Source organism: Pseudomonas sp. SMN5 (genome assembly GCF_052041925.1).
Lineage (GTDB): Bacteria > Pseudomonadota > Gammaproteobacteria > Pseudomonadales > Pseudomonadaceae > Aquipseudomonas.
On the sequence record NZ_JBKGGX010000008.1, the window covers coordinates 155,351 to 166,973 of the forward strand.

Here is an 11,623-nt window from a genome sequence, read left to right on the forward strand (position 1 = left end):
GGGAGCAAGCTCCCTCGCCACCGCAAGCTCTCTGCCCACAAAGGCACCGACTTTTAATCAAGATGACTGGAAAAAACTTATGACCAAGCACTCCCTTTCCTTGCCAGTCAAAGCACTGGCCCTGGCCCTCGGCTTGTTCAGCTCAGCGCTGTTCGCCGCCGATGCGCCGCTTAAAATCGGCACCACCGCCGCGTTCGCCATTCCGCTGGAAGCGGCCGTCGAAGAAGCGGGCAAGCAAGGCCTGAAGGTCGAGCTGGTAGAGTTCAGCGACTGGATCGCACCGAACGTCAGCCTGGCCTCCGGGGATATCGACGTGAATTATTTCCAGCACATCCCGTTCCTGGAAAACGCCAAGGCCGCCGCCGGGTTCGATCTGGTGCCCTTCGCGCCGGGGATCATCAACAACGTCGGCCTCTACTCGAAGAAATACAAAAGCTTCGCCGAGCTGCCCGAGGGCGCCAGCGTCGCCATTGCCAACGACCCGATCAACAGCGGACGCGGCCTGCAACTGCTGGCAAAGGCCGGGCTGATCACGCTCAAGCCCGGCGTGGGCTACAAGGCCACCGAGGACGACATCGTCGCCAACCCGAAAAACATCAAGATCCTCCAGGTCGAAGCCGTGCAACTGGTGCGCGCCTATGACGACGCCGACCTGGTACAGGGTTACCCCGCCTACATCCGCCTGGCGAAAACCTTCGATGCCACCTCTGCCTTGCTGTTCGACGGCCTGGACCACAAGGAATACGTGATCCAGTTTGTGATCCAGCCCAAGAGCAAGGACGACCCACGCCTGATCAAGTTCGTCGACATCTATCAACATTCGCCCGCCGTACGCGCCGCCCTGGACAAGGCCCATGGCAAGCTCTACCAGGCCGGTTGGGAAGGCTGATCATGAATGCCGTCAACGCCCGACTCCGGGATGAACCCGCCACGCCCCAGAGCGCTGAACAGACCGAACTGCACCCTGAACTGAACCGCGCCCATGTGCGCTTCATTGGCCTGGGCAAAACTTATAACGGCGCGCAAGGACCGGTGGCCGCGCTGCACAGCATCGACCTGGCGATCCAGCGCGGCGAGGTGTTCGGCATCATCGGCCGCAGCGGCGCCGGCAAGTCGTCGCTGATCCGCACCATCAACCGGCTCGAACAACCTACCAGCGGACGCGTGCTGATCGACCAGGTGGACATCGGCGAGTTCGATGAAGACCGCCTGGTGGAGCTGCGCCGACGCATCGGCATGATCTTCCAGCACTTCAATCTGATGTCGGCCAAGACCGTGTGGCAGAACGTCGAGTTGCCACTGAAAGTCGCCGGGGTGCCCAAGGCGCAGCGCCAGCGCAAAGTCCGCGAGCTGCTGGAACTGGTTGGCCTGCAAGGCAAGCACCAGGCCTATCCGGCGCAGCTTTCCGGCGGCCAGAAGCAGCGCGTCGGGATCGCCCGGGCCTTGGTGCATGATCCGCAGATTCTGCTGTGCGACGAGGCCACATCGGCCCTGGACCCGGAGACCACCCAGTCGATTCTCGGCTTGCTGCGCGAGATCAATCAGCGGCTGGGCCTGACCATCGTGCTGATCACCCATGAAATGGCGGTGATTCGCGAAGTCTGCGACCGGGTGGTAGTGCTCGAGCAAGGGCGCATCGTCGAGCAGGGGCCGGTCTGGGAAGTGTTCGGAAACCCACAGCATGAAGTCAGCCGGACACTGCTGGCGCCCTTGCAGCATGCGCTGCCCGAAGAACTGCAAAACCGCTTGCAAGCACAACCGGCGTCGGCGGATGCCGCCACCGTGCTGCGCCTGCAATTCACCGGCAGCGGCCACGACGAACCGGACCTGGCGGCCTTGTTCAGCGCTCTGGGTGGGCGCGTGCGGCTGCTGCACGGCGGCATCGAACGGATCCAGGGCCATGGGCTGGGGCAATTGCTGCTGGCGGTGAGCGGTTCTTCGTGGGGTGCCGAAGAGTTGCGTCAACGCGCCGGCAATTGGGCACAACGGGTAGAGGTGCTGGGTTATGTGGTTTGATCGGCTGTTACAGGGCTTCATTGACACCTTTCTGATGGTGGGCGTGTCGTCGTTGATCGCGCTGCTGGTGGGTATCCCGATGGCGGTGATCCTGGTGACCAGCGGCAAGGGCGGGATTTATGAGGCGCCTGCTGTGAATAAAACCCTGGGGGCGTTCGTCAACCTGTTCCGCTCGATCCCGTTTTTGATCCTGATGGTGGCGCTGATCCCGTTCACCCGGCTGATCGTCGGCACCACTTACGGGGTCTGGGCCGCCGTGGTGCCCCTGACCATCGCCGCCACGCCGTTCTTCGCGCGTATCGCCGAGGTCAGCCTGCGGGAGGTCGACCATGGCCTGATCGAAGCCGCCCAGGCCATGGGCTGCCGGCGCTGGCACGTCGTCTGGCACGTGCTGCTGCCTGAAGCCCTGCCGGGCATCGTCGGCGGCTTCACCATTACCCTGGTGACCATGATCAATTCCTCGGCCATGGCGGGCGCCATCGGCGCCGGCGGCCTGGGCGACATCGCCTACCGGTATGGCTACCAGCGTTTCGACAGCCAGATCATGCTCACGGTGATCGTGTTGCTGGTGGCGCTGGTGGCGGTGATCCAGTTGGGTGGGGATCGCCTGGCGCGGGGGTTGAACAAGCGCTGAGCAGCGCCAGGGTTGATACTTCTTCCACCGCTATTGTCGGATCGCCGCCCGGAGCAGGCTGCTCCCGCAGGGTTCTGTGAACGACGCAACCCCTTTGTGGGAGCGAGCCTGCTCGCGATGGGCGCCTGCGGTATAGTCAATCCAACGTTCCCCACCCAAGCCAATACCCATGAAACACACCCCCGAAGACCTGCACACCATCACCAGTACGACGCTGGGCAATTACAACGCCGTCGCCGAGAGTTTTCGCGAGGGCACCCGCGATCACGACGTCAGCCAGAACATCGACGCCCTGCTGCGGCACATCCAGGGCCAGGCCCCGTTGCACATCCTGGATTTCGGCTGCGGGCCCGGACGCGACCTGCGCACGTTCACTGCCATGGGCCACGTGGCGGTCGGCCTCGACGGCTCGGAGGCATTTGCCCGCATGGCGCGCCAGGACAGCGGTTGTGAGGTGTGGCAACAGGATTTCCTGAAACTCGATCTGCCGGCGGAACGCTTCGACGGGATTTTTGCCAACGCCGTGCTGTTTCATATCCCGGTCCAGGAACTACCGCGGGTACTCAAGCAACTGCGCGCTACGCTCAAGCCCGGTGGTGTGCTGTTCAGCTCCAACCCCCGTGGCGAGAACCAGGAAGGCTGGAACGGCCAGCGCTTCGGCGCCTACCACGACCTCGCGGCCTGGCGCACGCTGCTGGGCGAAGCCGGTTTTGTAGAGCTGGAACATTACTATCGGCCGGCGGGGCTGCCGCGCGAGCAACAGCCTTGGCTGGCGAGTGTCTGGCGCAAGTCTTGAAAGCGGACCTGTTTCTACCGACTGAACACTGAAGCCGTGGCGAGGGAGCTTGCTCCCGCTCGGCGGCGCAGCCGTCGCAATCCTGGGCCTGCTTCGCAGTCCAGCGGGAGCAAGCTCCCTCGCCACAGGGGACCGTGTGTAATTACAGGTTTAGGTTATTCCCGCTTGACCAACCACTTCTGTGACAACCGCTCCAATCGCCCATCCTCTTTGATACGCGTCAAGGCGTTGTCCAGACTGGCCTTGAATGCCGGGTTGTCCTTCTGGAACGGGATCACCAGGCTCGGCGCCGGACCGGTTTTCTCTTCCGGCTGGAAAGACTGCGCCAGCACCATCGGACGCTGCGCCTCTTCCTTGCTCGCCAGCAGCTGCGCATCCGGATGGCTGTAAGCGGCGCTGGTGTCGAAACGTTCTGCCAGTTCCGGGGTCAGTGCTATGTGATTGATAGCGACATCGTACTTGCCACTTTCCACACCGCTCAGCAGATCCGCGGCATCGGTGACCACGAAGTCGGCGCGCACATCGAGCTCGGCGGCCAGCATCTGGCCCAGTTCCACTTCAAAGCCGGCGAGCTTGCCGTCCTCCTTGAAGTTGAACGGGGCGGCATTGGCTTCCAGGGCAATGCGCAGCTCGCCACGGTCGTTGATGTCGTCGATCAGTTCGGCATGGGCCAGGGGGCTCAGAAGGGGTAGCAGGCAAATCAGGCCAGGCAGAAAACGCATGGTCACTCCTAGGTATTTATATAAGCGACGCTCGTTTCAGGCTCGCTTTGCTATGGTTGTTGCAGGCTTCGACAACGATTGGTCATGAAGTTGTCACGACCAGGCGGATTTCATGGAAAAACTGGAGAAAAAAATGAAAAGCTTTATGTCTCGTGCCGCGTTGGCCGGCCTGTTGCTCGGCACTTCGATGCTGGCGGCCGCCGCGACCCCGGCTCCGAAAGGTGCTGAAGTCTTCATCGTTTCCCCGAAGGACGGCGCCACCGTCGCCCAGGAATTCAAGGTCAGGTTCGGCGTCAAGGGCATCGCCCTGGCCCCGGCGGGTGACGTGACAAAAAATACCGGGCACCACCATCTGCTGATCGACGTCGACAAACTGCCCGCCAAGGACGCACCGATTCCCAACGATGCGAACCACATGCACTTCGGCAAGGCCCAGACCGAAGCGACCATCAAGCTGGCGCCGGGCGAGCACACCTTGCAGCTGGAACTGGGCGACAGCGGCCACATGCCGTTCGATCCACCGATCGTGTCGAAGAAAATCACGGTGACCGTGAAATAATCCAGAATAGCTGACAACACGGCACCCTGTGGGAGCGAGCCTGCTCGCGATTGCGGTGGATCAGCCAGCATGTCTGTAGCTGAAACACCGCTATCGCGAGCAGGCTCGCTCCCACAAGGGTTCGATGTTGTATCAGGCAAAAAAAGGGAGCCCGGTCAGGCTCCCTTTTCTTTTTTCTTCAAAGCGACAGCGGATGACTGCCTGTCAGAACAACACCCGGCACCGGATAGTGCCCTTGATGTGTTGCAGTTTCTCTTGTGCCAGGTCCGAGTACTCGGCGTCGACGTCGATCACGACGTAGCCGACCTTCTCGTTGGTTTGCAGGAACTGACCGGAAATATTGATGCCGTTTTCGGCGAAGACCTTGTTGATCTCGCTCATCACACCCGGAATGTTTTCGTGGATGTGCAGCAAGCGGTGCTTGCCAGGGTGCGCCGGCAGGGCCACTTCCGGGAAGTTCACGGACGATACCGAAGTACCATTGTCGCTGTACTTGACCAGTTTTTCCGCGACTTCCAGACCGATGTTGGCCTGGGCTTCAGCGGTGGAACCACCGATGTGCGGGGTCAGGATCACATTGTCCAGGCCACGTAGCGGGCTCTCGAAGATGTCGTCATTGGAGCGCGGCTCCACCGGAAACACGTCGATGGCGGCGCCGATCAGGTGCTTGTCCTTGATCGCTTCGGCCAGGGCTTCGAGCTTGACCACCGTGCCACGGGCGGCGTTGATCAGGATCCCGCCTTTCTTGATGGCGCGGATTTCTTTCTCGCCGATCATCCATTGGGTCGCAGGGGTTTCCGGAACATGCAGGGTCACGATGTCGGACATGCCCAGCAACTCGTGCAGGTCATTGACCTGGGTGGCGTTGCCCAGCGGCAGCTTGGTCACGGTGTCGTAGAAGAACACCTGCATGCCCAGGCCTTCGGCCAGGACCGACAATTGCGTACCGATCGAACCGTAGCCGACGATACCCAGCTTTTTGCCGCGGATTTCAAAGGAGTTGGCCGCGCTCTTGATCCAGCCGCCACGATGGCAGGACGCGTTTTTCTCAGGGATGCCCCGCAGCAGCAGGATCGCTTCGGCCAGCACCAGTTCGGCAACGGAACGGGTGTTGGAGTACGGAGCGTTGAACACCGCGATACCGCGCTCGCGTGCTGCGTTGAGGTCGACCTGGTTGGTGCCGATGCAGAAGCAGCCGACCGCGACCAGTTTCTTGGCGTGATCGAAAATCTCTTCGGTCAATTGAGTGCGCGAGCGGATGCCGATGAAGTGCGCATCGGCGATCTTTTCCTTGAGCTGGGCCTCCGGCAGAGAACTGGTGATGTACTCGATGCTGGTGTAGCCCGCCGACTTGAGGACGTCGACAGCCGATTGGTGGACGCCTTCGAGAAGAAGGAACTTGATCTTGCTCTTATCGAGAGAAGTCTTGCTCATCTGCGTAAACCTGTGTCCCGGAGAAAAATGGCAGGGAATCGGGCAGCGCATGCTGGCCCGACCGGCGTGAAAGCCGTCGCCGCAGAACAGCCTTTGAGCACTACGCTGCGGGGTCGGTATGCTAGCATAGCCACCCCGCTAAACACTCATTCCTGCGACGTGAAGCGTTCTCAGGATGACCATGAATTGTTCGAGAGTTCTGTCGATGACCAATCCTGCCCTGTTAGATGAGCTGAAGACCCTGGTTGAGCCTGGCAAGGTCCTGACCGACGCCGACTCCCTGAACGCTTACGGCAAGGACTGGACCAAGCATTTCGCCCCTGCGCCGACCGCTATCGTCTTCCCCAAGACGACCGAGCAGGTCCAGGCCATCGTTCGCTGGGCCAACACGCACAAAGTAGCCCTGGTGCCATCGGGCGGGCGCACCGGGCTTTCGGCGGCAGCCGTGGCGGCTAATGGCGAAGTGGTCGTGTCCTTCGACTACATGAACCAGATTCTCGACGTGAACCTCACCGACCGTACCGCCGTCTGCCAGCCGGGCGTGGTCACCGAGCAGTTGCAGAACAAGGCCGAGGAACATGGCCTGTACTACCCGGTGGATTTCGCTTCAGCCGGCTCCAGTCAGATTGGCGGCAATATCGGCACCAATGCCGGCGGGATCAAGGTCATTCGCTACGGCATGACCCGCAACTGGGTCGCCGGCATGAAAGTCGTCACCGGCAAGGGTGACCTCCTGGAATTGAACAAAGACCTGATCAAGAACGCCACCGGCTACGACTTGCGCCAGCTGTTCATCGGTGCCGAAGGCACCCTCGGCTTCGTGGTCGAAGCCACCATGCGCCTGGATCGCGCACCGAAGAACCTCACCGCCATGGTGCTCGGCACGCCGGACTTCGACTCGATCATGCCGGTGCTGCATGCCTTCCAGGGCAAGCTCGACCTGACCGCTTTCGAATTCTTCTCCGACAAGGCCCTGGCCAAAGTCCTCGGTCGTGGGGACGTGCCGGCCCCGTTCGACACCGAGTGCCCGTTCTACGCCCTGCTGGAATTCGAAGCCACCACCGAAGAAGTCGCCAATCACGCCCTGGAAACCTTCGAGCACTGCGTAGAGCAAGGCTGGGTGCTGGATGGCGTGATGAGCCAGAGCGAAACCCAGTTGCAGAACCTGTGGAAACTGCGCGAGTACATCTCCGAAACCATTTCCCACTGGACCCCGTACAAGAACGACATCTCGGTCACCGTCTCGAACGTTCCAGGTTTCCTTCGGGAAATCGACGCGATTGTCGGCGAACATTATCCGGACTTTGAAATCGTCTGGTTCGGCCACATCGGCGACGGCAACCTGCACCTGAACATCCTCAAGCCGGAAAACCTGAGCAAGGACGAGTTCTTTGCCAAATGCGCGACCGTCAACAAGTGGGTGTTTGAAACCGTCGAGAAGTACAACGGCTCGATTTCGGCCGAACACGGCGTGGGGATGACCAAGCGCGATTACCTGACCTATAGTCGTTCGCCTGTGGAAATCGACTACATGAAAGCAGTAAAGGCCGTATTCGATCCGAACGGCATCATGAACCCAGGCAAGATCTTCGCAGTTTGATGCCTTGAAGCACCTGATGAATCCCAGACCCAGGAGTCGGTAATGAGCTATCAGCACCAGTATGTCGACGGCACACGCATTCATTTCCCGGTAGGAAAACTCGTGTGCATCGGCCGTAACTACGCCGAACATGCCAAGGAACTGGATAACCCGGTGCCCACCGAGCCCCTGCTGTTCATCAAGCCGGGCAGTTGCGTGGTACCCATGGAGGGCGGCTTCAGTATTCCTACGGACCGTGGCTCGGTGCACTACGAGGCGGAAATCGCCGTGCTGATCGGCAAGCCATTGTCGACCCGCCCGAGCGTTGAGGAAGTGCTGGACGCCATTTCCGGCTTTGCCCCGGCCCTGGACCTGACCCTGCGGGACAAACAGGCCGAGCTCAAGGCCAAGGGCCTGCCGTGGGAAATCGCCAAGTCATTCGACGGCGCGGCGGTACTCGCCCCCTTCGTGCCGAACGGCACCTTCGCCGACCTCACCGATATCCCCGTGCGCCTGACCATCAACGGTGAAGTGCGCCAGGACGGCAACAGCAGCCTGATGCTCAACCCCATCGTGCCGATGATCCAGCACATGGCCGGCTGCTTCTCACTGCAAGCCGGGGACGTGATCCTCACCGGCACCCCGGCGGGCGTCGGGCCGCTGAACGTCGGCGATGAGCTGGTGATAGAACTGCCCGGGGCGAGCCGCTTCGAAAGCAGCGTTCGCTGACTGTAGCCCCGTACACTGTGGGAGCGAGCTTGCTCGCGATAACGGTCTATCAATCAACACAAATGTTGGATGTGATGGCCTCATCGCGAGCAAGCTCGCTCCCACAGGTATGCGCTATTTACTGTTTTTTCACATGCCATCCGGATAATTCAGCGGATAGCGGCATCTGAGCCAGCCGTATCCTTAATCCGACTGATCTGGAACACCCTCACTGATGGCCAATACCCAATCACCGTCTCCCGCCAAAGCCCTTCGCCGCTCTCGCTTCGCCCTGCCCTGGTATGCCTGGTCGCTGCTGGCCGTCGCGGCGGCCTATGGCCTGGCGTTTGCGATGCATTGGGATGATCGTGGCCTGCTTTGGCTGTCGGAGCACTTCCAGAGCCCGGCCCAGCGCCAGGAAAGCACCTGGTTGCCGGACTACCGCGCCGTGATCGACGCCAAGCCGCTGCCCGGCATGGAGAAGGACGAAGCGTCGGACATCACCTATAACCCGCAGACCAAGACCCTGTTCGCAGTCATGGGCAAACAGCCCTTTCTGGTTGAGCTGACCCTGCAGGGCGACGTACTGCGCAAAATGCCCCTGGTGGGCTGGAGCAATCCCGAAGGCGTGACCTACATGGAAAACGGTCTGCTGGCGATTACCGATGAGCGAAGCCACACATTGACTATCGTCCAGGTGGACGCCGACACCCGTGAGCTCAACAGCGCCAACTTCCCTCACTATGACCTTGGCCCATCGAAGAACCAGAACAAGGGCTTCGAAGGGATTGTCTGGGACCCGCGCAATCAGCAACTGGTGCTCGGGGAGGAACGCCCGCCGGCCCTGTTCACCTGGAAAAGCGACGGCAGCCAGCAGCTCAGCGGCGAGAAGCACATCCACGTCAGCGATGAACTGGACCTGCGAAACCTCTCGGCCCTGGCGATCGATCCTCGCACAGGCCACATGCTGGTGCTTTCAGCCGACTCCCATCTGCTGCTGGAGCTGGACGACAAAGGCGACCAGGTCAGCTTCATGACCCTGTTGGGGGGCTTCAACGGCCTGAAGGACACCATCCCTCGCGCCGAGGGCGTGACCATCGATGAAGCCGGCAACCTCTACATGGTCAGCGAGCCGAATCTGTTTTATCGTTTCGAAAAACAACGCTGATCGCCCTGACCCTGTAAGATTATTCCGTCTTCGTTGTAGGACGTGGCAAACGGCCATTAAGCTTCAGTTCAGACAGTCGTGGTATTTCCATCCACCTGTCTTATCAGAGCCCACCCACATGCGCCGATTCGCCCGTCCCAAACCCCTATTCATGATATTGCTGACGATCCTGCTGGTTGCACTGATCGCCGGCGGCCAGCACTTGCGCCTGTTCGAACGTGCCTGGTTCAACCTCAATACGCTTTGGAAACCTATCGACGAGCAGGCCATTGCACTGGATCAGTACCAGGTCGCCATCGAGGCGCAGGTGATCGAAGGCCTCGACGATGACGTTTCCGCGCTGACCTACGACCCGGTACGCAAGAGCCTGTTCACCGTTACCAATCAGGATTCGGAGCTGGTCGAACTGTCGCTGGATGGCAAGGTGCTGCGGCGCATCGCCCTGATCGGCTTCGGCGATCCGGAAGCGGTGGAGTTCATCAGCGAAGACATCTACGTCATCACTGACGAGCGCGAACAGCGGCTGATCAAGATCCATCTGGACGATGACACCCGGTTCCTCGACGCAGCCGACGCCGAACAGATGACCCTGGGCTTGCACATGAGCAGCAATAAAGGCTTCGAAGGACTGGCCTACGACTCGGTGGGCAAGCGACTGTTCGTGGCCAAGGAACGCGACCCGATGCTGATCTATGAAGTGCACGGGTTTCCTCACCAGAATCCGGAAAAATCCTACGCCGTGCATGTGGTCAACAACCCCAAGCGCGATGCAGGGCTGTTCGTACGGGACCTTTCGAGCCTGCAATACGACGAGCGCAGCGGCCATTTGCTGGCGCTGTCCGAGGAGTCACGGTTGATTATCGAGTTGGATATCAATGGCCGGCCATTGAGCACGCTGTCACTGAACAAAGGCCGCCATGGCCTGCAGAAAACCGTGCCCCAGGCCGAAGGCCTCGCCATGGACGATGACGGCAATCTATACCTGGTGAGTGAGCCGAATCTGTTTTATGTGTTCAAGAAGCCGCAGCGCGATTGATCAGGCAGGCATCTCTGTGCCTGCAGCGCCGATCATTCAAGCGCCGCCCGAATTACCGTGGCGAGGGAGCTTGCTCCCGCTGGGGTGCGTAGCAGCCCTCTGTGAGTGCTTCGCACTCAAGCGGGAGCAAGCTCCCTCGCCACAAGAGTGCCAATCACAACATCGGATCAGGCCTTGAGGGTTTTCACCCCTTCAGGTGTACCCAGCAGCAACACATCCGCCGGACGCGCCGCGAACAGGCCGTTGGTGACCACGCCCACGATCGCGTTGATCTGGCTTTCCAGCGCCACCGGGTCGGTGATTTGCAGGTTGTGCACATCCAGGATGATGTTGCCGTTGTCGGTCAGCACGCCCTCGCGGTACACCGGGTCGCCGCCCAGCTTCACCAGTTGCCGGGCCACGTGGCTGCGGGCCATCGGGATGACTTCCACTGGCAGCGGGAATGCGCCAAGGACCGGCACCAGCTTGCTGGCGTCGGCAATGCAGATGAAGGTCTTGGCCACTGCCGCGACGATTTTTTCCCGGGTCAGGGCCGCGCCGCCGCCCTTGATCAGGTTCAGGTGGGCATCGCTTTCGTCGGCGCCGTCGATGTAGAACTCCAGATCGCTCACGGTATTGAGCTCGTACACCGGGATCCCGTGGCCCTTGAGGCGTGCAGCAGTGGCTTCGGAGCTGGCGACCGCGCCATCGAACGCGCCCTTGTGTTTGGCCAGTGCGTCGATGAAGCAATTGGCCGTGGAGCCGGTGCCGACCCCGACGATGCTCTTGTCATCCAGTTTCGGGAGGATGAGGTCGACGGCAGCCTGGGCCACAGCCTGTTTGAGTTGATCCTGGGTCATGCGGGCTCCGAAGGTGCCGAGTGGGAACGAAAGGCCGGCATTATAGGCGCCGCAAGCGCCTCGGTCATTGCTTGATTGAACGCAGATCCCCGTGGCGAGGGAGCTTGCTCCCGCTCGGTGGTGCAGCCACCG

Annotated in this window: 12 protein-coding genes; 9 read left to right on the top strand and 3 right to left on the bottom strand. The window is 60.8% G+C overall.

Going from position 1 to position 11,623, the window contains the following annotated elements:
• Nucleotides 1-79 precede the first annotated feature (79 nt).
• The 4 genes from ACLEJR_RS10730 to ACLEJR_RS10745 all read left to right on the top strand — a co-directional run bounded on the left by ACLEJR_RS10730 (nucleotide 80) and on the right by ACLEJR_RS10745 (nucleotide 3,446).
• Entirely contained in the window at nucleotides 80-889 is an 810-nt protein-coding gene (locus tag ACLEJR_RS10730; RefSeq protein ID WP_440796736.1) for a MetQ/NlpA family ABC transporter substrate-binding protein, read from the top strand.
• Between the two features lie 2 nt (nucleotides 890-891).
• The gene (locus ACLEJR_RS10735) at nucleotides 892-2,016 is read left to right on the top strand and encodes a methionine ABC transporter ATP-binding protein (protein WP_440813784.1); all 1,125 of its coding nucleotides are present in this window, start codon (nucleotides 892-894) and stop codon (nucleotides 2,014-2,016) included.
• Nucleotides 2,006-2,650: a methionine ABC transporter permease gene (locus tag ACLEJR_RS10740; protein ID WP_440813786.1), complete on the top strand. Its 645-nt coding sequence runs from the start codon at nucleotides 2,006-2,008 to the stop codon at nucleotides 2,648-2,650. Before ACLEJR_RS10735 ends, ACLEJR_RS10740 begins: the two co-directional genes overlap by 11 nt.
• A 169-nt stretch (nucleotides 2,651-2,819) precedes the next feature.
• Nucleotides 2,820-3,446, top strand: a complete 627-nt coding sequence (locus ACLEJR_RS10745) for a class I SAM-dependent methyltransferase (protein WP_440813788.1) — start codon at nucleotides 2,820-2,822, stop codon at nucleotides 3,444-3,446.
• A gap of 155 nt (nucleotides 3,447-3,601) precedes the next feature.
• On the opposite strand, the gene ACLEJR_RS10750 is transcribed toward ACLEJR_RS10745, so the two are convergent.
• Nucleotides 3,602-4,168, bottom strand: coding sequence for a transporter substrate-binding domain-containing protein (locus ACLEJR_RS10750; protein WP_440813790.1), 567 nt, complete (start codon nucleotides 4,166-4,168; stop codon nucleotides 3,602-3,604).
• A 133-nt stretch (nucleotides 4,169-4,301) separates the two neighbouring features.
• On the opposite strand from ACLEJR_RS10750, the gene ACLEJR_RS10755 reads away from it, so the two are divergent.
• Entirely contained in the window at nucleotides 4,302-4,727 is a 426-nt protein-coding gene (locus tag ACLEJR_RS10755; RefSeq protein ID WP_440796746.1) for a DUF4399 domain-containing protein, read from the top strand.
• A 204-nt stretch (nucleotides 4,728-4,931) separates the two neighbouring features.
• On the opposite strand, the gene serA is transcribed toward ACLEJR_RS10755, so the two are convergent.
• Nucleotides 4,932-6,161, bottom strand: coding sequence for a phosphoglycerate dehydrogenase (gene serA / locus ACLEJR_RS10760; protein ID WP_440796748.1), 1,230 nt, complete (start codon nucleotides 6,159-6,161; stop codon nucleotides 4,932-4,934).
• Nucleotides 6,162-6,366: 205 nt separating this feature from the next.
• Between serA and ACLEJR_RS10765 the strand changes: the two genes are divergently transcribed.
• The 4 genes from ACLEJR_RS10765 (at nucleotide 6,367) to ACLEJR_RS10780 (ending at nucleotide 10,652) form a co-directional block, all read left to right on the top strand.
• Nucleotides 6,367-7,761 carry an FAD-binding oxidoreductase gene (locus tag ACLEJR_RS10765; RefSeq protein ID WP_440796750.1) on the top strand — a complete coding sequence of 465 codons (1,395 nt, stop codon included), beginning with the start codon at nucleotides 6,367-6,369 and terminating at the stop codon, nucleotides 7,759-7,761.
• Between the two features lie 42 nt (nucleotides 7,762-7,803).
• Nucleotides 7,804-8,469, top strand: a complete 666-nt coding sequence (locus ACLEJR_RS10770) for a fumarylacetoacetate hydrolase family protein (RefSeq protein ID WP_440813792.1) — start codon at nucleotides 7,804-7,806, stop codon at nucleotides 8,467-8,469.
• A 214-nt stretch (nucleotides 8,470-8,683) separates the two neighbouring features.
• Nucleotides 8,684-9,616 (top strand): SdiA-regulated domain-containing protein, encoded by a 933-nt coding sequence (locus ACLEJR_RS10775; RefSeq protein WP_440813794.1) that lies wholly within the window; start codon nucleotides 8,684-8,686, stop codon nucleotides 9,614-9,616.
• A gap of 118 nt (nucleotides 9,617-9,734) precedes the next feature.
• On the top strand, nucleotides 9,735-10,652 hold the full coding sequence (locus ACLEJR_RS10780) for an SdiA-regulated domain-containing protein (RefSeq protein ID WP_440813796.1): 918 nt from the start codon (nucleotides 9,735-9,737) through the stop codon (nucleotides 10,650-10,652).
• A 167-nt stretch (nucleotides 10,653-10,819) separates the two neighbouring features.
• Here the strand turns inward: ACLEJR_RS10780 and rpiA are convergent, their stop codons facing one another.
• Nucleotides 10,820-11,491 (bottom strand): ribose-5-phosphate isomerase RpiA, encoded by a 672-nt coding sequence (gene rpiA, locus ACLEJR_RS10785; protein WP_440796758.1) that lies wholly within the window; start codon nucleotides 11,489-11,491, stop codon nucleotides 10,820-10,822.
• Between the last annotated feature and the right edge of the window lie 132 nt (nucleotides 11,492-11,623).